This window comes from Ferrovibrio sp. GW821-FHT12D07 (assembly GCF_058807275.1).
This window is the reverse complement of the sequence record NZ_JBXAQN010000001.1, coordinates 166,264-187,603: the sequence shown is the minus strand read 5'-3', so window position 1 is coordinate 187,603 and position 21,340 is coordinate 166,264. Positions and strand designations below refer to the sequence as shown.

At 63.7% G+C, this 21,340-nt stretch carries 25 protein-coding genes; 12 read left to right on the top strand and 13 right to left on the bottom strand.

Annotated features, from left to right (window positions below; translation table 11 throughout):
* Nucleotides 1–2 precede the first annotated feature (2 nt).
* Nucleotides 3–530 (bottom strand): mismatch-specific DNA-glycosylase, encoded by a 528-nt coding sequence (locus AC1RRE_RS00965; RefSeq protein ID WP_492979174.1) that lies wholly within the window; start codon nt 528–530, stop codon nt 3–5.
* Nucleotides 531–758: 228 nt separating this feature from the next.
* Between AC1RRE_RS00965 and AC1RRE_RS00960 the strand changes: the two genes are divergently transcribed.
* Complete coding sequence (locus AC1RRE_RS00960) at nt 759–968, top strand: cold-shock protein (protein WP_492979173.1); 210 nt, start codon at nt 759–761, stop codon at nt 966–968.
* A gap of 20 nt (nt 969–988) precedes the next feature.
* Nucleotides 989–1,285, top strand: a complete 297-nt coding sequence (locus AC1RRE_RS00955; protein ID WP_492979172.1) for a YkgJ family cysteine cluster protein — start codon at nt 989–991, stop codon at nt 1,283–1,285.
* Here the strand turns inward: AC1RRE_RS00955 and AC1RRE_RS00950 are convergent.
* From AC1RRE_RS00950 to AC1RRE_RS00940, 3 genes are all read right to left on the bottom strand, one after another.
* Nucleotides 1,282–1,647 carry a GFA family protein gene (locus AC1RRE_RS00950; RefSeq protein ID WP_492979171.1) on the bottom strand — a complete coding sequence of 122 codons (366 nt, stop codon included), beginning with the start codon at nt 1,645–1,647 and terminating at the stop codon, nt 1,282–1,284. The two genes, AC1RRE_RS00955 and AC1RRE_RS00950, sit on opposite strands and share 4 nt — an antisense overlap.
* 90 nt (nt 1,648–1,737) lie before the next feature.
* The gene (locus tag AC1RRE_RS00945) at nt 1,738–2,250 is read right to left on the bottom strand and encodes a hypothetical protein (RefSeq protein WP_492979170.1); all 513 of its coding nucleotides are present in this window, start codon (nt 2,248–2,250) and stop codon (nt 1,738–1,740) included.
* Complete coding sequence (locus AC1RRE_RS00940; RefSeq protein WP_492979169.1) at nt 2,247–2,606, bottom strand: hypothetical protein; 360 nt, start codon at nt 2,604–2,606, stop codon at nt 2,247–2,249. The genes AC1RRE_RS00945 and AC1RRE_RS00940 overlap by 4 nt, the downstream gene beginning before the upstream one ends.
* A gap of 192 nt (nt 2,607–2,798) precedes the next feature.
* Here AC1RRE_RS00940 and AC1RRE_RS00935 point away from each other — a divergent pair, with 192 nt between their 5' ends.
* From AC1RRE_RS00935 to AC1RRE_RS00920, 4 genes are all read left to right on the top strand, one after another.
* Entirely contained in the window at nt 2,799–4,049 is a 1,251-nt protein-coding gene (locus tag AC1RRE_RS00935; RefSeq protein ID WP_492979168.1) for a threonine synthase, read from the top strand.
* A gap of 21 nt (nt 4,050–4,070) precedes the next feature.
* Complete coding sequence (locus AC1RRE_RS00930; RefSeq protein WP_492979167.1) at nt 4,071–4,574, top strand: hypothetical protein; 504 nt, start codon at nt 4,071–4,073, stop codon at nt 4,572–4,574.
* 40 nt (nt 4,575–4,614) lie between these two features.
* Nucleotides 4,615–5,118 carry a PAS domain-containing protein gene (locus AC1RRE_RS00925; protein ID WP_492979166.1) on the top strand — a complete coding sequence of 168 codons (504 nt, stop codon included), beginning with the start codon at nt 4,615–4,617 and terminating at the stop codon, nt 5,116–5,118.
* 77 nt (nt 5,119–5,195) lie between these two features.
* Nucleotides 5,196–5,639 (top strand): PaaI family thioesterase, encoded by a 444-nt coding sequence (locus AC1RRE_RS00920; protein ID WP_492979165.1) that lies wholly within the window; start codon nt 5,196–5,198, stop codon nt 5,637–5,639.
* On the opposite strand, the gene AC1RRE_RS00915 is transcribed toward AC1RRE_RS00920, so the two are convergent.
* From AC1RRE_RS00915 to AC1RRE_RS00890, 6 genes are all read right to left on the bottom strand, one after another.
* The gene (locus AC1RRE_RS00915) at nt 5,620–6,132 is read right to left on the bottom strand and encodes a DinB family protein (RefSeq protein WP_492979164.1); all 513 of its coding nucleotides are present in this window, start codon (nt 6,130–6,132) and stop codon (nt 5,620–5,622) included. The genes AC1RRE_RS00920 and AC1RRE_RS00915 overlap by 20 nt on opposite strands.
* 73 nt (nt 6,133–6,205) lie before the next feature.
* Nucleotides 6,206–6,547, bottom strand: a complete 342-nt coding sequence (locus AC1RRE_RS00910) for a bleomycin resistance protein (RefSeq protein ID WP_492979163.1) — start codon at nt 6,545–6,547, stop codon at nt 6,206–6,208.
* Between the two features lie 76 nt (nt 6,548–6,623).
* Nucleotides 6,624–7,778 (bottom strand): TAXI family TRAP transporter solute-binding subunit, encoded by a 1,155-nt coding sequence (locus AC1RRE_RS00905; protein ID WP_492979162.1) that lies wholly within the window; start codon nt 7,776–7,778, stop codon nt 6,624–6,626.
* A 34-nt stretch (nt 7,779–7,812) separates the two neighbouring features.
* Nucleotides 7,813–9,867 (bottom strand): TRAP transporter permease, encoded by a 2,055-nt coding sequence (locus AC1RRE_RS00900; RefSeq protein WP_492979161.1) that lies wholly within the window; start codon nt 9,865–9,867, stop codon nt 7,813–7,815.
* Nucleotides 9,868–10,131: 264 nt separating this feature from the next.
* Complete coding sequence (locus tag AC1RRE_RS00895; protein ID WP_492979160.1) at nt 10,132–10,554, bottom strand: DUF1127 domain-containing protein; 423 nt, start codon at nt 10,552–10,554, stop codon at nt 10,132–10,134.
* Nucleotides 10,555–10,600: 46 nt separating this feature from the next.
* Entirely contained in the window at nt 10,601–11,200 is a 600-nt protein-coding gene (locus AC1RRE_RS00890) for a TetR/AcrR family transcriptional regulator (protein ID WP_492979159.1), read from the bottom strand.
* A gap of 139 nt (nt 11,201–11,339) precedes the next feature.
* Here AC1RRE_RS00890 and AC1RRE_RS00885 point away from each other — a divergent pair, with 139 nt between their 5' ends.
* The gene (locus AC1RRE_RS00885) at nt 11,340–11,969 is read left to right on the top strand and encodes a LysE family translocator (protein WP_492979158.1); all 630 of its coding nucleotides are present in this window, start codon (nt 11,340–11,342) and stop codon (nt 11,967–11,969) included.
* Between the two features lie 220 nt (nt 11,970–12,189).
* Here the strand turns inward: AC1RRE_RS00885 and AC1RRE_RS00880 are convergent, their stop codons facing one another.
* On the bottom strand, nt 12,190–12,699 hold the full coding sequence (locus AC1RRE_RS00880) for a hypothetical protein (RefSeq protein WP_492979157.1): 510 nt from the start codon (nt 12,697–12,699) through the stop codon (nt 12,190–12,192).
* Between the two features lie 141 nt (nt 12,700–12,840).
* Nucleotides 12,841–13,329, bottom strand: a complete 489-nt coding sequence (locus AC1RRE_RS00875; RefSeq protein WP_492979156.1) for a hypothetical protein — start codon at nt 13,327–13,329, stop codon at nt 12,841–12,843.
* A gap of 116 nt (nt 13,330–13,445) precedes the next feature.
* Here AC1RRE_RS00875 and AC1RRE_RS00870 point away from each other — a divergent pair, with 116 nt between their 5' ends.
* From AC1RRE_RS00870 to AC1RRE_RS00850, 5 genes are all read left to right on the top strand, one after another.
* Nucleotides 13,446–14,243, top strand: coding sequence for an SDR family NAD(P)-dependent oxidoreductase (locus tag AC1RRE_RS00870; RefSeq protein WP_492979155.1), 798 nt, complete (start codon nt 13,446–13,448; stop codon nt 14,241–14,243).
* Between the two features lie 39 nt (nt 14,244–14,282).
* The gene (locus tag AC1RRE_RS00865; protein WP_492979154.1) at nt 14,283–17,084 is read left to right on the top strand and encodes a [protein-PII] uridylyltransferase; all 2,802 of its coding nucleotides are present in this window, start codon (nt 14,283–14,285) and stop codon (nt 17,082–17,084) included.
* A gap of 31 nt (nt 17,085–17,115) precedes the next feature.
* Complete coding sequence (murJ, locus tag AC1RRE_RS00860) at nt 17,116–18,684, top strand: murein biosynthesis integral membrane protein MurJ (protein ID WP_492979153.1); 1,569 nt, start codon at nt 17,116–17,118, stop codon at nt 18,682–18,684.
* 117 nt (nt 18,685–18,801) lie between these two features.
* Nucleotides 18,802–19,812 (top strand): tryptophan--tRNA ligase, encoded by a 1,011-nt coding sequence (trpS, locus tag AC1RRE_RS00855; protein WP_492979152.1) that lies wholly within the window; start codon nt 18,802–18,804, stop codon nt 19,810–19,812.
* Nucleotides 19,813–19,891: 79 nt separating this feature from the next.
* Nucleotides 19,892–20,854 (top strand): DUF2333 family protein, encoded by a 963-nt coding sequence (locus tag AC1RRE_RS00850; RefSeq protein WP_492979151.1) that lies wholly within the window; start codon nt 19,892–19,894, stop codon nt 20,852–20,854.
* Nucleotides 20,855–20,890: 36 nt separating this feature from the next.
* Here AC1RRE_RS00850 and AC1RRE_RS00845 read toward each other — a convergent pair whose 3' ends face one another.
* Nucleotides 20,891–21,298 (bottom strand): tautomerase family protein, encoded by a 408-nt coding sequence (locus tag AC1RRE_RS00845; RefSeq protein ID WP_492979150.1) that lies wholly within the window; start codon nt 21,296–21,298, stop codon nt 20,891–20,893.
* Nucleotides 21,299–21,340 lie beyond the last annotated feature (42 nt).

Below are 21,340 nucleotides of genomic sequence, written 5' to 3'. Positions count from 1 at the left end.
TGTCACAGTCCATCCATCAGCAGCTTGAGCTGCTGCCATGGCCGGATGTCCCAGAAGCTGCCGGCAAGGCCTGAGGTTGAGGGCAATACGAAAAGCTGCGTCTCGCCCAGGCTATGCGTCTGCAGGCCATAGGCTGGCGGTTTGGTCATGCCGAATTGATGCCTGAGAAACACCTGCGCCGGGCGCTTGGCTGTGAAGGCCAGGATCGCCGGTTTGTATCTTGCGATCTTTTTGGTCAGCGCGGCCGGATCGTCATGTTCGGGCGTCAGCGCGTCATCATTGCCCGACTGTGTCTTGTTGATGTCGGTCAGTCCGATGCCCAAAGCCAGCAGATTCCGGTAGTCTGCCGGCGCAAAGCGATGCGGCGTGAACCCCACCGCATGCAGCGTCGGCCAGAACTTGTTGCCGGGCTTGGCGTAAAAGGCTTTGGCCTGGGCGGATGCTGCGCCCAGCGCCGAACCGCAGAAAACCAGCTTCAGGCCGGGTTTCAGCAGGTCGGGGATGATGTAGCGGTCGTCACGCAGGGTCATATGACGCTCATATAGCGGTGTCCTGGCGGCAATTGGCCTTGTATTCGCCCTATTTAAAGCCTAGGGTCCGCGCCATCGACATTTTGGCCGGACCTTCTGGCTGTACGCCTTTGCTTCATTGCCGGGCGCATCTCCGACTTTCTCTCCAAAAAATCGACAACCGGGCACCGGTCGCAGTTTTTCTGCGGCCTGTTCTCATCATGCATACGACAAACCAAGGAAAATCCCATGCAGACGGGTATCGTCAAGTTCTTCAACACCACCAAGGGCTTCGGTTTCATTCAGCCGGAAGACGGCAGCAAGGACGTCTTCGTCCATGTGTCGGCTCTGGAGCGCGCTGGCATGCATTCGCTGAATGAAGGCCAGAAGGTCTCTTTCGACACCGAGCAGGACAGCCGTTCCGGCAAGGTTGCCGTGCGTACCATCCAGGCCGCCTAATCTAGGCCTTGGTTCAGGGCGTGGCGTCCTTCGATTGCCAGAGCTGTGGCGCCTGCTGCGCGTATTCGCGTGACTGGCCCCGTTTCTCGCTCGAAGACGATGCCGCGCTCGCGCGCATCCCGGCCCGTTTCGTCGATGACGAGGCGGGCCGGATGCGCTGCGATGGCGACCGCTGCTCCGCACTCATAGGCACGGTCGGCACGCAGACATCCTGCAGCGTCTATGCTGTGCGTCCCGATGTCTGCCACGCATGCCAGCCCGGCGATGACGCCTGCACCATGGCGCGCGCCCATTACGGCCTGCCCGTTACGGCCTAGGCGCTTTTCCCGTCGTAGGGCATCGGCTCCAGCGACTCCAGATCAAACCCTTCCAGACAGCGCACGTTGATCGCCACCATCTTGGTGCCGTTCGGCGCCGTGCCGGTGGCAAAAGATTCCACGCCACAGGTTTTGCAAAACAGGTGGTGGATGTTCATTGTGTTGAACTGGTAGTCCGTCACGTTGTCCTTGCCGCCCATCAGCTTGAAATCATCGGCCGGCACGAAGGACAGCAGCGAACCTTTTTTCGAACAGATCGAACAGTTGCAGGAAATCACCGGCGGATTATGCCCGGTGACGACGGAATAGCGCACCGCACCGCAATGGCAGCCGCCGTTATAGGTGTTCTTCTGTTCCGACATGATTCCTCGCGCATGATATGGCCACGGCCCGGTATCTAGCACCGCTGCCGGTGCCTTGCCATGCCGTGGCGGATTTACACAGACAGGGATTTACACAGAGAGGGACAATGCCTCCGATGTCTGCCGCGGACCGGGCCACAGGCGCAACAGATCGGCAGCGGGAAAGGCCAGGGCTCGCCAGGCCACCTTGCGGCCGACAGTATGGCGGGCCTCGGAGGGCGCCACGGGCACCAGTCCCTGCCAGTCGGCGGTCGGCACGGCAATCGCTGCTGTCACGCTGCTGTCTGCGGCGGGCAAGCCCCGGCTGACCAGTCGTCCATCCTGCAGGGCCTGCAGCAGCAGGCCGCGATGGTCATCTGCAATCACCGCCGTGCCATCGGGATGCACGATTTCCTCGGCAATCCCCAAATGGGTCTCGGCCGCATAGGCTGCGACCTTGGCGGCATCGCGCCAGCGGATCCAGGCCCAGGCTTGTGTCAGATTCCAGTCGCCGTTCATCACCGCCGCATTCGAAAACAGGGTTGGGCATGATGCCGTCACCGGGCTGGCCGGCGCAAGGGCAGGAGACGCCGGCGTGGATGCGGATGCGGAAAGGAGTGTCATGCCGGCGGTCCGTCGCGGCCGGTACGGCCATGGCTGCTGACGAACTGCAGCACCTGCACGCCCTGCGGCAGCTCGATCAGGAATTCCTCGTCCCGCTCCAGATGATGGATCTTGCGCGGATCGGGGCCGGCGAAGCGTGACATCGCCTCGATCGACTCCCAGTAGGAAATGGTGACGAATTCACTTTCAGTGTCGCGGTCCTCGCGCATCAGCTGCACCCCCAGCGCCTTTTGCTCCAGCGGCCGGATACCATGCTCATACAGATAGGCGGCATAGGCGTCGGCCTTGGCGCGCGTGGTGCGGCCACGCCAGATACGCGCAATGGTTGGGGTGAGGGCTTTCCGGGTCTCGTCCATGGTGGTCCTCCTGTGGGGGTGAAACGCCGCGCGCAGGAAAAACTCCCCGGCAGGACCAAACCCCGGGGCTGATTCCGCCAGTTCGACATTGGTTCGGTCCGGACGTCATTGGCCCGCCTCCAGAAGATTGAGCCCGCAGTTTCAGGCGCTTATGCTCACGTCTGACGATTCACCCTTTCAGCACGTGGCAGCATGACCATCGAACAGCGCCTGATTCCCGAGACATCCACCTTCGTCACGCATCTGGAATGCGGCATGACCGGCGAAAGGCTGCCGGCCGATACGCTGCATAACCTGTCGCCCAAGGGATATCCGATCCTGGTGCGCTACGATCTCGCTGCCGTGAAAAAGGCGCTGACCAAGGACAAGATCGCGGCGCGCGCGCCCAATTGGTGGCGCTATCGCGAACTGCTGCCGGTGCGCAAGACCGAGAATGTGGTGTCGCTGGGCGAGGTGATGACGCCGGTGCTGTCACTGCCGCGTCTGGCGAAGGCCTTGGGTCTGAGCGGGAACGGCGAGGTCATCGTCAAGGACGAGGGCCGCCTGCCGACTGGATCGTTCAAGGCGCGCGGACTGGCAATGGCCGTCTGCATGGCCAAGGAACTCGGCGTGACAAAGATGGCGATGCCGACCAACGGCAATGCGGGCGCGGCATTGGCGGCCTATGCGTCGCGCGCCGGCATCGAGACGGTGGTCTTCTGTCCCGATGATACGCCGCAGGTCAACATGAACGAGATCGTGCTGCAGGGCGCACGGCTCTACAAGGTCAACGGCCTGATCAACGATTGCGGCAAGATCGTCGGCGCCGGCAAGGAAGCAGCCGGCTGGTTCGATACCTCCACGCTGAAGGAGCCCTATCGCATCGAAGGCAAGAAGACGATGGGCCTGGAGCTGGCTGAGCAGCTCGGCTGGGAACTCCCCGATGCGATCTTCTATCCCACCGGCGGCGGCACCGGCCTGATCGGCATGTGGAAGGCCTTCGAGGAACTGGAGGCCATCGGCTTCATCGGCTCCAAGCGTCCGAAGATGATCGCGGTGCAGGCGGCAGGCTGCGCGCCGATCGTGTGCGCCTTCGAGGGCAACGAGCGCCACGCCAAGCTGTGGGAGAATGCCCATACGGTGGCTGCCGGTATCCGTGTGCCGGCTGCGATCGGCGATTTCCTGATCCTGGATGCCGTGCGCAATTCCAGCGGTTTCGCCATGGCGGTGGAAGACAACGCCATCACCGCAGCGCTCGACGAGGTGGCGAAGGAAGAGGGCTTCCTGATGTGCCCCGAGGGCGCGGCCACCTATGCGGCCTACAAGCAGGCGCTGGGCGAGGGCAAGGTGAAGAAGAGTGATCGCGTGGTGCTGTGGAACTGTGCTGCCGGGCTGAAATACCCGATGCCCGATGGCGGCAAGCCGCTCGACCGCCACGGCAGCATCGACTACGCCAGTCTCTGAAGCCCGGAGAGCGCGGACGGCATGACGCCATCCATCACCAGCAGCAGCCAGGCCGCCTTCACGATGCTGATGGGTGACGAGCAGCTGGAGACGATGAAGCTGGCGCGCTTCTATCGCGACTGGCGCAAGGCGATGCAGAATGACGGTCCGCCTCCGGCGGATTTCCTCGACAGCCACCCTTGCGACTACCTGGCCGGCACGCGGCTGATCTTCGATGTCGAGCAGGACGGCGATAACCGCCGGTATCGCTATCGCCGCATCGACCAGCAGATCCTCGACTACAGTCCGCGCGACATGACCGGGCTGTACGTCGACCAGCATGCCGAAGCCTATTTTGCCGAGAACACCACCCGGGCCTTCGAACTGGTGGTGGAGACGCGCCGGCCGATCCATGCCCGCGTCAACCGTCTGGTGGATGGCCAGCCCTACCTGATGGAATTCCTGATCCTGCCACTGGTGGCCGATGGCCGGGTCGCCGTGCTGTTCGGGGCCCAGCTGTTCTCGCCGGTGACCGACGTCGGCTAGACATTTGCCGGTTTGCCACACCTGACCTATCTTCAGGCCTATGAGTACCCCCTTTACCAGTCGCGAGCCCGATTTCACCATTCTGGTTGCCGAGGAGCAGCTTGGCACCATGCGGCTGAACCGGCTCTATCGCGAATGGCGCGAGGCGCTGGTCGAAAGCCTGCCGCCGGGGGCCGGCTTCATCGATCCGCAGCAGCATTCCTATCTGGCCGGCATGCAGATGGTCCTCGACGTGGAGCGGGCCGAAGACCGCCTGCGTTTCCGCTACCGTCATGTCGGCAGCCATGTCCGCGCCTATATCGGCGCCGATCCCACCGGCATGCACCTGGACGAGCATCCCGAGCCGGCCTTTGCCGAGATTGCCATCCGGGCCTGCACGCTGGTGGTGGAAACCAGACGCCCGGTGCATGCACGCATCAAGCGCGAGATGAACGGCCGCGACTTCACCATTGAATTCCTGGTGCTGCCGGTCAACGGTGCCAGCGGCGGCGTCGACTTCCTGTTTGTAGCGCAGCTGTTCACCCCGGCAGGCGAAGGCACGTGACGTAAGGGTGTGACGTAGGGTCATACTGTTTCCCTCGCCCGGCCTGTGGCAGGTTTCCTGAAAACAGGGAGGCCTGCATGTCTGACACTCTTGATATCGCACGCAAGCTGATCGGCGGCGTGTTGCTGCGTCAGCCTTTCATGCAGATGCTGGGCGTGACGCTTGGCGAGGTTTCCGAGGGCCGCGTCGAATTGCTGGTCGATCTCAGGCCCGAGCTGACCCAGCACGGCGGCGTTGCCCATGGCGGCGTGATCGGCGCGCTGGCCGACAATGCGGCGGGCGCTGCCGCCGGCACGCTGACACTGCCCGAGAAGGTGACGGTGACGGCGGAATACAAGATCAACTTCGTCGCGCCGGGCGCGGGAAAATCCTTGCGCGCTGTCGGTCAGGTACTGAAGCCCGGCAAGTCGCTGATCGCAGTGGAAAGCCGTGTTTACGCCGTGAAGGATACCGGCGAGGAATCGCTCTGCGCCATGGCGCTGGCGACGATGGTGCCGGTGCCTATGCCGTCTCGCGGATGAAGTGGATCAGGTCCAGCGGCGGCGGATCGCCGCCCGCATGGCTGAGCAGGCCATGCGCCTGGCCGCGATGATGGGTCTGGTGATTGAAGAAATGCATCAGCGGCGGCAGCAACGGATCGGTGAAGGTCTCGTTGCGCGTGTTGGTGTAGGTGAAGGTGGTGCCGATGCCATCCGCGGTCAGAGAATCGCAGAACCCGATGATCTCGGCGTCCTTCGCCTCGCGTGCGGCGCGTAAGGATGCGAAATCCTCATGCAGGATCTGGTCGAGTTTCGTGACATGCGTGGCCAGTTTGCCGACAAAGCGGCCGACCCAGATGCTGTCGCCGACCAGGATGTGGTTCAGCGTGGCATGGATGCTGCCGAAAAAGCTGGGGCGCTGGGCGTAATACGCATCGGGCGGCAGTGCGGCACAGGCGCCATAGAGGCGCTGGTTGGCCCAGCGGTTATAGCGGCTGAGTCGGCGGATATGCTGGAGCAGAAGATCATCGGGCATGGCGGGAGTTTAAATCCCGGCCGCGTGGCCACAAAGCGCGGAATTGTCACGCTGCAATCGCGGGAATCTCAAGTCACCCCAAGGGGTAGCCGACCTTCACCAGATTGCCGTCCGGGTCGATCAGGTGGAATTCGCGCATGCCCCAGGGGCGATCTTCAATCGGACTGAAGATCGGCAGATTTAACGGCTGCCATTCGGCATGCAGGGCGTCGGCGTGGGGCGTGCGGATATAGCAGGCCGACAGGCTTTGCTCCGGTGGCGGCATGTTTGGCACGGCAGAGAAATGCAGTTCGATATCGTCGCGCACGGCCACCAGATAGGCGGGATAGCGCTGCTGCTGCGTGAAGCCGAGCCGGCGGTAGAAGTTGGCTGTGCGGTCGAGATCGCCAACGGGAAAGACCGGAATCGCAGTCATCGCGCGCCCCTGGAATGAAAACGGCCCGCCGGTTTTCACTGGCGGGCCGTTCAACTTTAACCAAGGTCTATGCGGGTTACCACTCGGTGAGAACGGGCTCCATCTTCGCCGCGGTCAGCGCACCGCTGCGGGCCTTCATCCAGGCCTTCATGAAGGCGTCCTCGTCGGCATGGCTGCCCTTGGTATGGGCGGCCCAGGCGTCGGCCAGAACCTTCTGGCGCTGGATCAGCGCGGCATTGCTCTTGTCATACTCCGGCTTCCAGACGCCGATCTCCTTGAAGTACTTGATCGCGCCTTCATGCACCGGCACCACCCAGTCGAAGACCTGGCGCTTGATGTCCCAGCCGCCGTTGCCCGGCGCCGCATCCTTGTACTCGGGGAAGAGTTCGACCATCGCCTTGGTCATCGCATAGACCATGCCGGCATCGATGTTTTCATAGGTCATCAGTACCGGATAGGGATAGGTCGCGGCTTCCACCGTCTTGTTGGCGGCCAGTTCCGGACCTTCGGCGCCCATGAAGGGCACGAAGAACGGTGCCTTGCCTTTCAGGCGTGCCCAGCCGGCCTTGTCGCCATGCGGCACGGTCGGATACTGGATGCCGCGCGGGCTGGAGGCGAGCTGGTAGGCGGGACCTGAGATCGACGAGCCGAAGGCGGCATCCACCTGGCCGTTGATCATGCCCTGCATGGCCTGGCCGAAGCCGCCGAATTCCACGCGCTGCACGTCTTTCCATTCGAGATTGGCAAAGGCCAGCAGCGCCGTGATGTTCTGGTTCAGCGACGGCGCGCCGATCACCCAGGCAACGCGCTTGCCCTTCAGGTCGGCCATGGTTTTGATGTTGGCGTCTTTCGCCGTCATGATGGTGAGCAGCGCGTCTGAATTGTTCAGCAGCAGCGAGCGCACCGGCTGCGGACCCCAGTCCTTGGCGCCGAATTCATAGACCGCTTCCTGCGCCATATAGGTGCCGCCCACGCCATTGGCGGAGAAGGGCACCTTGCCTTCGCGCAGTGGCACGGTGCGTGACACGTCGTTCTTGCCGGGCAGCACGCGCAGCGTGATGTTCTGCTTGTTCTTCAGCGCGTTGCCGACGGCGACGGCCTGGTTGTAGCCGCCCGAACCGACGTCATAGGCGGTCCAGGTCAGCTGGTCGGGCAGCTTCTGGGCGTGCGCTGCGCCGGCAATGGCGACAGCGGCGACTGCGCCGAGCAGGGCATGGGTGACGTGACGCATCTGTGGTTCCTCCTGATAAAAGTTTATGTGTTGTTTATGCGGCCAGTGTGTCGCGGTTGCTGAATTTCAGCAACAGGAAAGCGCCGAGCGCCAGTAGCGCTCCCGTGATCTCCAGAGTTGTGTTGCTCATCGCGATCAGGCTGCCGCCGGGCGAGGCCAGCGCGATGCCACCGAGCAGCAGCATGGCGCGCGCGAGCAGGCGTGTGGGCGATCCGTCCAGTCGTCCCGCGCCGACGAGATAGCCCTGCAGTGCTGAAGCAACGAATGCCACGCCGGGGAAGGCGGTGAGGATCACGATCGTGACCTCCCAGGGATCACCGCGCAGGATCAGCGCGGGATTGAGCGCGAAGAAGAACGGCACGATGTAGACGACAGCACCCAGCCGCATCGCCTGCATGCCGATCGCCATCTGGTTGACGCGTGCGATCGGTGCGGCGGCAAAGGCGGCCAGCGCCACCGGCGGCGTGATGTAGGAGATCATGCCCCAGTACATGATGAACAGATGTACGCCCAGCGGATCGAGGCCGGCCTTCACCAGCGGCGGCGCCAGTACGATGGCGAGGAAGATGTAGCAGGCCGTCACCGTCATCCCGAGACCGAAGATGAAACTGGTGATGGCGCCCATGATCAAAAGAATGATGGGCTTGTCGCCGGCCAGATAGACCAGGTCGGTGGCCAGCGTGCCGGCCAGACCGGTGACCGAGAAGGCGCCGATGATAAGGCCGGAGCCCAGCAGGATCGCGACCAGTTCCGCCAGCGCGCGGCCGACAGCGGTGCCCAGGTCGAGCCAGCCTTTCAGGTTCAGCCGGTGCGAGGGCAGGAACTGGTTGATGACCAGCAGCAGCGCCGTGGCGAAGAAAGGCGCACTGGCTTCGCGCTGTTCTTCCAGCATGAGATAGATCAGTACGGCGAAGACCAGGATGTAGAGCCAGCCTTCCTTTAGCGTCGCGCGCACTGACGGCAGCTCTTCCTTCTTCATGCCCTTGAGGCCCAGGCGGGCCGCATAAGAATCGATCTGCACCATCAATGCGAAATAGAACAGCAGGCCGGGGATGGCGGCGGCCAGCGCGATCTCGGCATAGGGAATGCCAAGGAAGCTCGCCATCACGAAAGCGGTCGAGCCCATCACCGGCGGCATCAGCACGGCACCAGTGGACGCCACGGCCTCGACGCCGCCGGCATAGTCAGCGCGGAAGCCGGTACGCTTCATCGCCGGAATGGTGACGACGCCCGACGAGATCACGTTGGAAATGACGCTGCCCGAGATCGAGCCCTGCAGTGCCGAGGAGATCACGCCGACCTGCGCCGCGCCGCCGCGCCAGCGGCCGACCATGGCAAACGCGATATCGTTGAAGAACTTGCCGCCGCCAGTGTGGTTCAGCGCCACGCCGAAGACGATGAAGCCGACGACGATCTCGCCAAAGGCGCGCATCGGGATGCCAAACGCGCTCTCGGCCGAAACGATGTGATAGGCGGCAGTGTCGCCAAACGTCTGGCCGATGCCGCGGAATACGCCGGGCAGGTCGTCGGCGATGATCGGATACAGCGCCATCACCAGGATGATGATGGTGAGCGTCAGGCCGCCGGTGCGGCGCGTGGCTTCCAGGATGATGATGCAGAGCAGTGCACCGAGGATCTTGGCTTCGATCGGTGCGGCGAATTCCCAGCCGGCGCTCAGGATCACATCGGCCTTGAGGCTGAACCAGGCGATCATCGCCATCGAAGCCAGCGCGATCAGCCAGTCATACCAGGGCGTGCCGGGCGCGGCGCGCTTGGGATCGAAGGGATAGACCAGGAAGACGACTGGCAGAGTGAGGAAAGCGAGCAGGAAGAGATAGCGGTTCTCGATCAACGTGATGCCGAACAGCTTCACATTGAACTGCACATACAGCACCAGCAGCAGCGACAGGACCGTCAGCACCACCATCACCAGGCGCGGCAGGCCGGTGACGTCGCGATAGACCAGTTCTTCGGTCATCTTCTCGGCGGCCGAAACATCCGGCACCGGCGGCAGATCCGTCTGGACGTGTTTGTCCTGATCGGCGCGCGCCAAGGAATCATTACCCTGGGCGCCGTTACCCTGCTGCATTCTGATTACCCCTCCCTGCGCCGATGCATACTCATCGGTCGGATTGTCGGACAGACATCCTAGGGATAAACGCGAGGTAATCAATCCTGCGCATTGGTCCGGGGAATGGATCAGCTTCACACTGGAGTGAAGCGCGCATCAGGAATGGAATAGATGTCGCTCATTGCAAGCAACATGCGTTGACGCGTGCGTCAACGTGACGATGCACAGATACCGACAGACCCTGTCATCATGACAGGAATCCGTCGGCGTCGTGAGCGGGACTTACTTGCTGCTGGCGATGTCGCGCAGCACCACCGGCGCCTGCCAGAACGGCTGCGAGGCTTCGAACTGCGCCATGCCGGGCGAGATGCCGGCGTCGCGCAATGTGGCGGCGTCGACTTGAGCCAGCGCACGACGCGTGGCGGCGCGCTGCTTCCAGGTTGCCAGCGTCTGCTTCATCACCGGCAGCACCAGCTTCCACCAGGGCAGGTCGAGTTGATCGAAGACGGCGGGTGTGGACACGCCGTCGAGCCAGCGCAGGTCGGACTTGGTCGGCTGCAGCACCAGCTTGGGGCCGAGCCAGGTCGGGCGTTCACCGGTCGGCTGCAATACGGTGGCGAGCGGGGCAGGCTGATTTTGCACTGCACCGGAACGATCGTGCTTTTTTGAGACAGTCTGGGGAGACTTCTGTGCGATCTGGGTCATGGGAGGCTCTTTTCTTTTTAGGGTCTGGGGGTACTGAAAAACTAAATCAGTTGGTCGCCGCCGAGCGATCAAGCAGGCTGTTGAACGAGGCCTGGGCGCGCTCGATAGCCGAGGGGTCGCGCAACAGGCGTCGGAAATAGGTCAGACTGAGGAAGATGCCCTGCAGATCGTAGGCGAACTGCCGCGGATCCAGATCAGTGCGGAAATGGCCTTCCTCCATGGCAATCTTGGCGCTGCGCGCCAGGGTCGCCATCCACTGGCCCTGCATGGTGGCGAGGTAATCGCGCACCGGGCCGGGCTTGTCGTCATATTCCGCCGACAGCGTCACGAACAGACAGCCGCCGGGCAGGTCGTCGTTATCCACGGTCCACTGCAGCCATTCGTGGAACAGCACCTCGATGCGGGGCCGGCCGCGCGCAGCACGCATGGCCGGCTGCCAGATCGCGGTCATGAACCGCTGGGCAGCTTCATCCAGCAGGGCCTTTTCCAACTCCTCCTTGGAGCCGAAATGGGCGAACAGGCCGGACTTGGACATCTTGAGCCGGTCGGCCAGCATGCCGATGGAAATTCCCTGAAAACCGTCCACGCTGGCGGCGCGGAGGGCCTCGGAAATAATGACGGCACGGGTTTGTTGGCCTTTGCTCATGCCCTGAATATACGAACGGTCGTACGGAAAGTCAAAGCCAGATTGGCCAGCCGGGCGTGACGGGGCACACAATCCGATGCGGACAAGGGGTGGGAAGCCCGGCTTGATCCGGTCGGCCGGTTTCCCCATGATTCCGCTCATGATGGACCTCGCCACCCTGCTCACCTTCGCCGCGGCCGCCTTCGCGCTGGCCGCCACCCCCGGCCCCGACATGCTGCTGGTGATGACCCGCAGCGTGGCGCAGGGGCGCCTTGCCGGCATGGTCACGCTGGCCGGCATTTCGGTCGGCTGCTATTTCCATGCCGTCATCGCAGGCCTTTCCTTAAGCGGCGTGCTGCTGATGGCGCCGGTGATGTTCGATATCGTCCGCTGGGTCGGGGCGGCCTATCTGCTGTATCTGGCCGTACAGGCCTTCCGTGGTGCCGGCGGTTTCCAGCAGCCCGATGCCGGTGTGCCGGCGCTGCCGCTGATGACGTTGTTCCGCCAGGGCCTGCTGACCAACATCCTCAATCCGAAAGTGGCGTTGTTCTTCCTGGCGCTGTTCCCGCAATTCATGCGGCCCGATCCGCAGACGGCGCTGGCGCAGGCGCTGATCCTCGCCAGCGTGCTGAACGTGGTGGGTGGCCTGCTCAATGGCGGCATCGTGCTGGTGGCGGGCCGTCTGGGCGAGTGGCTGTCGCGGCGCCCGGGTTTTGTGCGCTGGCAGAACCGCCTGCTTGGCGGTGTCTTCGCATCGCTCGCGCTGCGTCTGGCTCTCGACCGGCGCTAGATGCGGAAAAGCCGCGCAGGGCGCGGCTTTTTCAGAACTTTACCGGCAGCGCGATCAGCGCCATGCCGGTCATGATGACCAGCAGCGCAAAGACGGCGAAGCGGAGCGGTGTGCTAAGCATGCGGCGATCATACGCATCGTTGCGGCACCGAGTAGTAACTTTCCGGCTACCTCTTCAACCTCTCTGCCGGTGTTGCAGACCTGCCACGGTCACAGCCGCTCAGAGGCGCGCCGCCTTGATCCCGGAGACTTCCGCATTGCCATCGAGAATGGCGGCCTTGATGGTCTCCAGGCCATGTTCGAATTCCTCGATGCGCTCGCGCAGGCCGCGCAGCTCGTCCAGCGCCACGGCACCGATCGGGCGCTCGCTCTGCGCATATTCCAGCACCAGGCTGGCATAGCGGCCGCGCATCTTGGCCAGCGACTTCAGCATGGTCTCGATTTCATTGGGTTCGATGCGGCCCAGCGCCCAGACCATCTGCGCGCGGGTGATCTCTTTCTCGCGCAGGCAAATCTGCTGCACATACTGGCGCGCATTCAGCGCGGCGGTGACGGCCTCGACCGGACCTTCGCGGAGCGCGAGGCGTTCGCGGGCGCTCAGGCCGGCTTCGGCCATCGATTTGGCGCTGGCCATCTTTTGCGGGATGGCATCGGCGGCCGATTTGAGGGCGGCGCGGAGCTGGGGTTCGGCCTTCTCGGCCTGGCGCAACGACAACAAGGCAATTCCCATGACAACAGCTCCTCAATCCCGATCTGACTTCTGCAGTCAGGACGGAGCAAGCCGCGTGCCATGGTTAAAATGGCGGATTTCTGAGATTATTTTCTGAGGCTTGGCCGGCCCGGCGGCAGATTCTGCCGGACAGGAGGGGCATTACGGGACAAGGGCCGGCGCCGGCATGCTGGCGATCCGGTTGTCGAAGCGCAGTTCCAGCACCCAGTCCTTGGTCCGGGCGCGATACTGCGCGATCTGGTCCGGCATCAGGGCGAATTCGGCCTGGGTTGACTGGCCGACCGGGCGGGCGCCGCCGCCGGCGCCGAAGGGAAAGCTGATGCCGACCCCGGTGCCGAAGCCGCCACTCGATCCGGTCGAGCCGCCGACGCCGACCGTTGGCCGGTTCCAGCTGTCGCTGCCCGCCGCCATCACGCTCTCGGGCTGGCTCAGGCGCTGGGTCAGGATATGGCGGCCGTCCGGCATGGTCAGGCGGGCGTCGCGCAGCGGCTGTTCAGAGATCACCCGCATGAACAGGAGGCCGCTCTGCTCGCCCTGCCACACGGCCACGCGCGGCGGTACCGGCTCGGGCTTGGAGCAGGCGGCCAGGGCAACCAGTGACAAGACTGCGAGGACGCTACGGAAGGTCATGACATCCTATATAGGGGCTCCGCCCGCGGGTTCCCAGAGCCCTCACGCTGTGTTTAAGCTGCGGCCTTAATCCTCAAAAAACCCCATACCCACTGGGAAAAACCAAGGGAAACGTCATGTCTGGCACGCTGTTCGATCTCAAGGACAAGGTCGCGATCATCACTGGTTCCAGCCGGGGCATCGGCCGCGCCATCGCGCTGCGCATGGCCGAGCAGGGCGCGAAAGTGGTGGTGTCGAGCCGCAAGGCGGATGCCTGCGAGACCGTGGCCAACGAGATCAAGGCCGCCAAAACTATTCATGGAGAATCGGGACAGGCCATCGTCGTGCCCTGCAACGTGTCGGACAAGGCACAGCTGCAGGCGCTGGTGGATGCCACCGTGAAGCAGTGGGGCCGTGTCGACATCCTGGTCTGCAACGCCGCCGTGAATCCCTTCTTCGGTCCCTCGAAGGACATCCCCGACGATGCCTTCGACAAGATCATGGCCGTCAACATCAAGTCGAACCATTGGCTGGCCAACATGGTGGCGCCGGGCATGGCCGAGCGCGGCGACGGTGCGATTATCGTGATCTCGTCGGTGGGCGGGCTGTTCGGTTCCAACACGTTGGGCGCCTATGCCATCTCCAAGGCCGCCGACATGCAGCTGGTCCGGAATCTGGCCGTGGAATGGGGACCGCAGAATGTGCGGGCCAATTGCATCGCCCCGGGCCTGATCCGCACCGATTTCGCCCGGGCGCTGTGGGAGAACCCCGATATCGCCAAGAAGGCGACCAAGGGCTATGCGCTGCGCCGCATCGGCGAGCCCGACGAGATCGCCGGGGCGGCGGTATTCCTCGGCTCCGCCGCGGGCCGCTTCATGACCGGCCAGACCATGGTGATCGATGGCGGCGGCATGGTGAATTTCCAGTCGGTCTGAATATAGGGATCGGTAAGGAAAAGCCTTATATAGAAGGGCATGAACTCGTTCCGACCCCTCATTCCCGATCCGCGCCAGATCATCGACCGCAAGGCGCTGACGCTGCAGCTTGATGCGCTGGGCGGCGAGGGGACCCATGGCACCAAGGAACAGCGCACCCAGGCGCTGGTGCTGCTGAAGGCCGCGCTCAACCAGGGCCGGCAGGTGGTGCGCGCGCGTTTCGAGGCTGGCGCTCCCGCCCTGGCCACGCGCCAGTCGCTGGCCTTCCTCACCGACCAGATCATCCGGCTGGCGCATGACTTCACCGTCAACCGCGTCTATCGCCTGCCCAATCCCACGGCGGCCGAGAAGCTGTCGGTCGTCGCCGTCGGCGGCTATGGCCGCGGCGAGATGGCGCCGTTCTCCGATGTCGACCTGCTGTTCCTGTTTCCCTACAAGCAGACCCCCTGGGGCGAGCAGGTGGTGGAATACATGCTCTACCTGCTGTGGGATCTCGGCCTGAAGGTCGGCCATGCCACGCGCTCGGTGGATGAATGCATCCGCCTCTCTTTAAGCGACATCACCATCCGCACGGCGATCCTGGAACAGCGCTGGATCTGGGGCGACCAGGACCTGGCGGTGCAACTCAAGACGCGCTTCCAGAGCGACGTGGTGACCAAGACCGGGCCGGAGTTCATCGAGAAGAAGCTGGCCGAGCGCGACGAGCGCCACCGCCGCATGGGCGACAGTCGTTATGTCGTCGAGCCCAATGTGAAGGAAGGCAAGGGCGGGTTGCGCGACCTGCACACGCTGGTCTGGATCAACAAGTATGTCTACGGCATCGATGACGCCAGCGAGCTGGTGGTGCGCGGCCTGCTGCTGCCCGAAGAGCAGCGCTCTTATGTGCAGGCGATGGAATTCCTCTGGACCGTGCGCATCCACCTGCACTACCTGGCCAACCGGCCGGAAGAGCGACTGACCTTCGACATGCAGGTCGAGATCGCCAAGGCCATGGGCTATGCCGACCGCCCGGGTCGCAGCGACGTCGAACGCTTCATGAAGAAATATTATCTGGTCGCCAAGGAAGTCGGCGACCTGACGCGCATCTTCGCCGCCGCCCTGGAAGAACGCCACAAGAAGAAGAAACCGCTGGCCGCCATCCGCGCCAAGATCAAGCGGCCCAAGCAGCTCGACGGCTTCGAGGTCGACAACGGCCGTCTGAATGCCGGCAAGGCCGACCTGTTCGAGACGCAGCCGATGAAGATGCTGCAGCTCTTCCATGTGGCGCAGGAACACGGGCTGGACATCCATCCCGAAGCACTGCGGCTGGTGCGTCGCCATCTCAAGCTGATCGACGGCAAGATGCGCAACAACCCGGACGCCAACCAGCTGTTCATGGACATGCTCTGCTCGACGCACGATCCGGAAACGACCCTGCGTCGCCTGAACGAGGCCGGCGTGCTCGGGCGCTTCGTGCCCGATTTCGGCCGCGTGGTGGCGCAGACCCAGCACGACATGTATCACACCTATACGGTGGACGAGCACACCATCCGCGCCATCGGCCTCTTGTCGAAGATCGAGAGCGGTGAACTGAAAGAGGATCATCCGCTTTCGGTCAACGTGATCAAGGAAGTGATCTCGCGTCGCGTGCTGTATGTCGCGGTGCTGCTGCACGACATCGCCAAGGGCCGCGGCGGCGATCATTCCATGCTGGGCGAGAAGGTGGCCGAGAAGCTCGGGCCGCGCTTCGGCCTCAATGCCGGCGAAACCGAAACCGTGGCCTGGCTGGTGCGCCAGCATCTCGCCATGTCGGCCACCGCCTTCAAGCGCGATCTGGGCGATGCCAAGACCGTCGTCGATTTCTCGCAGCTGGTGCAGAGCCCGGAACGTTTGCGCTTGCTGCTCTGCCTCACGGTTGCCGATATCCGCGCCGTCGGGCCGACGATCTGGAACGGCTGGAAAGGCCAGCTGCTGCGCGAACTGTATTATCGCGCCGAGGAATATCTGTCGGGCGGCTTCACCGGCCGTGGTCGCGACCAGCGCATCGCCGAGACCAAGGAAAAGGTGCGTGCGGGTCTGAGCGGCTGGAGCAAGGCCGAGGCCGACCGCCTGCTCAAGCGCCATTACGAAAATTACTGGTATTCGAACGAGGCCGACGCGATCCTGCGCCATGCGCAGATGATGCGCGAGGCCGATGCCGCCAACCGTACGCTGACCACCACCACGCGGTCTGACAAGTTCCGCTCGGTCACCGAATTCACGCTCTATGCGCCTGACCATCCGGGTTTGTTTGCCCGCGTCGCCGGCGCGATGGCGGCGGCCGGCGCCAATATCGTGGACGCCAAGGTCTTCACCACCAATGACGGTATGGCGCTCGACAGCTTCTATATCCAGGATATGGAAGGGGCAGCCTTCGAGAAGCCCGACCGTCTGAAAAAGCTCAGCACCGCCATCGAGCGCGCGCTGTCGGGTGACCTCAAGCTGCGCTCGGCCATCGCGCTGGAGAAGCCAGGCCAGAACAGCCGCACCCGCGTCTTCAAGGTGGCGCCGCGCGTGCTGGTCGATAACACGGCATCCAACCGCTACACCGTCATCGAGGTGAACGGCCGCGACCGGCCGGGTTTCCTCTATGACGTGACGCGCGGGCTGTATGATCTCAACCTCACTATCGGCTCGGCCCATATCGCGACCTATGGCGAACGCGCCGTCGACGTCTTCTATGTGCAGGATCTCACCGGCATGAAGCTGACCGACAAGCGCCGGCTGCAGCAGGTCGAGAAGCATCTGCTCAAGAAGATCACGCCCGGCGCCGAGGAAAAGCCTGCTGGCAAGACTGCTGCCGCCGCCGCCAGGGCGGCGTAGCGACTGCATCGTCACAGCGAATCCCGCCCGCATGTCTCTCTTCCGCGCCATCGCCACTGTCGGCGGCCTGACCATGGTCAGTCGCATCGCCGGCTTTGTGCGTGATCTGCTGATCGCGCGCTATCTCGGCACCGGGCCGCTGGCCGATGCCTTCTTCGTCGCGCTGCGCCTGCCAAACTTCTTCCGCTCGCTGTTCGCCGAGGGTGCCTTCACGGCGGGCTTCCTGCCGATCTTCGCCCGCACCGAGGCCAGTGAAGGCCGAACTGCGGCAAAGACCTTCGCCGAGCAGGCGCTCGGCATCCTGCTGCCGGCGACGCTGCTCTTCTCGGTGCTGGCGCAGATCGCCATGCCGGCGGTGATCTTCGTGCTGGCGCCAGGCTTCGCGGCTGATGCCGCGCGCTTCAATCTCGCCGTCGCGCTCACCGTCATCACCTTCCCGTATCTGGTTTTTGTCAGCCTCGCGGCCCTCTATGGCGCCATGCTGAACAGCATCGGGCGTTTCGCCGCGATGGCGGCGACGCCGATCCTGCTCAATCTGGTGATGATCGCCGGCCTGCCGCTGATGAACGCCCATGTCGGCGGGCCGGGCTATGCACTGGCCTGGTCGGTACTGATCGGCGGCATCGTGCAGTTCCTCTGGCTCGCCTGGGAGGCGCATCGCGCGGGCTTAAGCCTGCCGCTGCGCCTGCCGGTGCTCAGCCCGAAGGTGCGCGAGCTGTTCCGCCTCACGCTGCCTGTCGCCATCGGTGCCGGCGCGACGCAGGTCAACCTGATCGTCGGCCTGATGTTGGCATCCCTGCTGCCGGCCGGCGCGGTGTCATTCCTGTTCTATGCCGACCGCATCAACCAGCTCACCGTCGGCGTCGTCGGCGTTGCCATCGCCACGGCTTTGCTGCCCACCATCTCGGCGCAGCTGGCGCGCGGTGAAACCGAAGCCGCCATCGCCAATCAGAACCGCGCGCTGGAATTCGGCCTGCTGCTGTCGCTGCCGGCGGCCACCGCGCTGATCGTTGTGCCGTTCCCGATCATCTCAATCCTGTTCCAGCGCGGTGAATTCGATCTGGCCTCGGCGCAGGCCACGGCGGCGGCGCTGCTCGCGTATTCGGTCGGCCTGCCGGGCTATGTGCTGTCGCGCAGCCTGACGCCCAGCTTCTATGCGCGCCAGGATACGAAAACCCCGGTGCGCATCGCCCTTGTCACCATCGCCGTCAATCTTGGCCTTGGCGCGGCGCTGATGAGTCCGATGCAGCATGTCGGTCTGGCGCTGGCCACCGCCATCGCCGCCATCGTCAACACGCTGCTGCTTGGCTGGCTGCTGCACAGGCGCGGCCACTGGCGGCCGGATGCGCGGCTGAAAAGCCGGGCCTGGCGCATTCTTGCCGCAGCCCTGGCCATGGCGCTGGTGCTCTGGGGCCTCGACCGCTTCCTGCTGCCGCCCTGGTATGCCGGCGGCGAGACATTGCGGCTTCTGGCGCTGGTGGTGCTGGTGCTGGGCGGCGGGCTCACCTTCCTGCTGGCGGCGCTGGCCGTCCGCGCCACCCGGCCGGCGGAATGGAAAGCCATGCTGCGCAAGCCGCCGAAATCACTGCCGCCTGCCTGATGGCCGGCTATTGACGTCTCGGGGCGGCTCCGGCGATAACCGGCCGCCTTATCGTCCCACATGTGGGACATTCCCATAACCGGGGCCTTCCACCGCCCCACATCATCAGGGACCTTCATGGCCTTCCAACGGCGCATCTTCTCGGGCATCCAGCCCACCGGCAATCTCCATCTCGGCAACTATCTCGGCGCGGTGCGCAACTGGGTCGCGCTGCAGAACGAATACGAGTGCATCTTCTGCATGGTGGATATGCACGCCATCACGGCATCGCTGCAGGATGCCGACGAGCTGCGCCGCAGCACGCGCGAACTGGCCGCCGCCATGATCGCCTCGGGGATCGACCCGAAGAAGAACATCCTGTTCAACCAGTCGCAGAATCCCGATCACGCCACGCTGGCCTGGATCTTCAACTGCGTCGCCCGCCTGGGCTGGATGAACCGCATGACGCAGTTCAAGGAAAAGGCCGGCAAGGACCGCGAGAATGCCTCGCTCGGTCTCTATGCATACCCCGCTTTGATGGCTGCAGATATTCTTGCCTACAAGGCGACCCATGTGCCGGTCGGCGAAGACCAGAAGCAGCATCTGGAGCTGACGCGCGACATCGCGCAGAAGTTCAACCACGATTACGGCCAGGAGTTCTTCCCGCTGACCGAGCCGCTGATCTTCGGCACGGCGACGCGCGTGATGTCGCTCCGTGATGGCGCCAAGAAGATGTCGAAGTCCGATGCCTCGGACCAGTCGCGCATCAACCTGACCGATACGGCCGAGCAGATCGCCGACAAGATCAAGCGCGCCAAGACCGATCCGGAATTGCTGCCCGAGACCATCGAGGGTCTGGAAAGCCGTCCGGAGGCGCAGAACCTGATGGGTATCTTTGCCGCGCTGTCGGGCCAGACGCTGGAACAGGCTGTCGCTGCCACCGCCGGCAAGGGCTGGGGCGATTTCAAGAAGATGCTGACCGAGACGGCGGTGTCCGTGCTGGGGCCCATCACGGCCGAGATGCGCCGCCTGATGGACGATCAGGCCTATGTCGACGGCATCCTGCGCGAGGGCGGCGAAAAGGCGCGCGCGCTGTCGGCGCCGATCATCCGCGACGTTTACGACACGGTCGGCTTCCTGCGTCCGTAATCAGCACTGACATCTTGAATGCGTAACCGGGCGGGCCCACATTAGGGGCCCGCCTTTTTTTCTGAACGGCAGTGATCCCATGCTCGACGACGCGAATACCGGCGCTTCCATCAAGGCCTGGCTGCGCGCCCGCTGGCTGCCGGTCGGCGTGATCGCCGTCATCCTGATCTTCGGCCTGTATTATCCGGTCGGCATGCTGCTGGCGCATAAGATCGATGATCGCCTCGATTACCAGATCGCGGCCCCCGACATGCCGCCGGGCGGCAGCCGCACCGTGGCGATGGCCGCCGCGCTGATCGACCGCGAAGTCAACCGCAACGGCTGGGTCGCCAACGATCCCTTCTTCATGCCGGGCTCGATGCTCGACAACATGCCGAACTACCAGCTCGGCATGATCCATGCCATGGGGCGGTTTGCCTTCCAGCTTGTCGACCAGATTGGCCGCACGCGCGGCTCCAGCCAGACCGACCGCGACCTGCAGGAGGCCGCCGGCCTGCTGCAGTATTCCGGCACCAAGTGGATTTTCGATTTCTCGACCTCGCTGCTGCCGACCGCGAAATCGGAAGAGCAGTATCGCAAGGCCCGCGCCTCGCTGCTCGCCTACAACCAGCGTCTCTCCGCCGGCCAGGCGGTATTCGAGCGCCGCGCCGACAACCTTCAGGCAACGCTAGATCGCATTGCATTGGACATCGGTTCCAGTGCTGCGGCGCTGGATCGCCGCATCCAGGACGGCAGCAATGCCTTCCTCGACTGGGAAGGCGACGACGTCTTCCACAGCGTGAAGGGCCAGCTTTATGCCTATTACATGATCCTGCGCGAGCTGAAGCAGGATTATCCCAACCTGGTGCGCGACCGCGAGATGGGCGCGACCTGGGATCAGATGCTGGAGTCGTTTGCAGCCGGCGCCAGCCTGAAGCCACTGATCGTCTCGAATGCCAAGCCTGATGCGGTGATCCTGCCCAATCACCTCGCCTCGATGGGCTTCTATGTCGAGCGCGCCCGCACCCAGATCTACGAGATCATCAATATCCTGCAGAAGTAACGCGGATCGCGGGGGCGCGATCCGCGTCGGCTCACCTCAGTTATCGGTGCCGCGTTGCTGCGCGATCGCCATGGCGAACTTGCCGTTGCCGACCGACCAGTCGGAATAGTCGTTTTCATGCGTGAAGATGAAGATGTCGCGCGGGCTAACCTTGGCGTCCCGTTCCAGGTTGGCGGCGATGGCCGCGTACAGGTCGCGCTTCATCGCGTCAGAGCGGCCCCGCCGCATGGTCAGTTCCACCACCACCAGTTCGTCTGACCGGTTGATGCCGTTGAAGGTGCGGCTGTAGGCAAAGTCCTCGGGCGCATATTCGGCGACGGCATTGAACAGTTCGTCCTCCGGCATGCCGATGGCGCTGATCAGCGCATTGTGGATGCCCATGATGATGGCGTGCTTGCGGGCGGGGGTGGTGCCCTGACGGACCAGGGTGCGGATGAACGGCATGGCGGAAAGGCTCTCCGATGGGGTTTGTGTGATCCAGAATCA

Coding starts and splice junctions, on each gene's coding strand:
- AC1RRE_RS00965 (WP_492979174.1), bottom strand. CDS start 530: ATGACCCTGCGTGACGACCGCTACATCATCCCCGACCTGCTGAAACCC.
- AC1RRE_RS00960 (WP_492979173.1), top strand. CDS start 759: ATGCAGACGGGTATCGTCAAGTTCTTCAACACCACCAAGGGCTTCGGT.
- AC1RRE_RS00950 (WP_492979171.1), bottom strand. CDS start 1,647: ATGTCGGAACAGAAGAACACCTATAACGGCGGCTGCCATTGCGGTGCG.
- AC1RRE_RS00945 (WP_492979170.1), bottom strand. CDS start 2,250: ATGACACTCCTTTCCGCATCCGCATCCACGCCGGCGTCTCCTGCCCTT.
- AC1RRE_RS00940 (WP_492979169.1), bottom strand. CDS start 2,606: ATGGACGAGACCCGGAAAGCCCTCACCCCAACCATTGCGCGTATCTGG.
- AC1RRE_RS00935 (WP_492979168.1), top strand. CDS start 2,799: ATGACCATCGAACAGCGCCTGATTCCCGAGACATCCACCTTCGTCACG.
- AC1RRE_RS00930 (WP_492979167.1), top strand. CDS start 4,071: ATGACGCCATCCATCACCAGCAGCAGCCAGGCCGCCTTCACGATGCTG.
- AC1RRE_RS00925 (WP_492979166.1), top strand. CDS start 4,615: ATGAGTACCCCCTTTACCAGTCGCGAGCCCGATTTCACCATTCTGGTT.
- AC1RRE_RS00920 (WP_492979165.1), top strand. CDS start 5,196: ATGTCTGACACTCTTGATATCGCACGCAAGCTGATCGGCGGCGTGTTG.
- AC1RRE_RS00915 (WP_492979164.1), bottom strand. CDS start 6,132: ATGCCCGATGATCTTCTGCTCCAGCATATCCGCCGACTCAGCCGCTAT.
- AC1RRE_RS00910 (WP_492979163.1), bottom strand. CDS start 6,547: ATGACTGCGATTCCGGTCTTTCCCGTTGGCGATCTCGACCGCACAGCC.
- AC1RRE_RS00905 (WP_492979162.1), bottom strand. CDS start 7,778: ATGCGTCACGTCACCCATGCCCTGCTCGGCGCAGTCGCCGCTGTCGCC.
- AC1RRE_RS00900 (WP_492979161.1), bottom strand. CDS start 9,867: ATGCAGCAGGGTAACGGCGCCCAGGGTAATGATTCCTTGGCGCGCGCC.
- AC1RRE_RS00895 (WP_492979160.1), bottom strand. CDS start 10,554: ATGACCCAGATCGCACAGAAGTCTCCCCAGACTGTCTCAAAAAAGCAC.
- AC1RRE_RS00890 (WP_492979159.1), bottom strand. CDS start 11,200: ATGAGCAAAGGCCAACAAACCCGTGCCGTCATTATTTCCGAGGCCCTC.
- AC1RRE_RS00885 (WP_492979158.1), top strand. CDS start 11,340: ATGATGGACCTCGCCACCCTGCTCACCTTCGCCGCGGCCGCCTTCGCG.
- AC1RRE_RS00880 (WP_492979157.1), bottom strand. CDS start 12,699: ATGGGAATTGCCTTGTTGTCGTTGCGCCAGGCCGAGAAGGCCGAACCC.
- AC1RRE_RS00875 (WP_492979156.1), bottom strand. CDS start 13,329: ATGACCTTCCGTAGCGTCCTCGCAGTCTTGTCACTGGTTGCCCTGGCC.
- AC1RRE_RS00870 (WP_492979155.1), top strand. CDS start 13,446: ATGTCTGGCACGCTGTTCGATCTCAAGGACAAGGTCGCGATCATCACT.
- AC1RRE_RS00865 (WP_492979154.1), top strand. CDS start 14,283: ATGAACTCGTTCCGACCCCTCATTCCCGATCCGCGCCAGATCATCGAC.
- murJ (WP_492979153.1), top strand. CDS start 17,116: ATGTCTCTCTTCCGCGCCATCGCCACTGTCGGCGGCCTGACCATGGTC.
- trpS (WP_492979152.1), top strand. CDS start 18,802: ATGGCCTTCCAACGGCGCATCTTCTCGGGCATCCAGCCCACCGGCAAT.
- AC1RRE_RS00850 (WP_492979151.1), top strand. CDS start 19,892: ATGCTCGACGACGCGAATACCGGCGCTTCCATCAAGGCCTGGCTGCGC.
- AC1RRE_RS00845 (WP_492979150.1), bottom strand. CDS start 21,298: ATGCCGTTCATCCGCACCCTGGTCCGTCAGGGCACCACCCCCGCCCGC.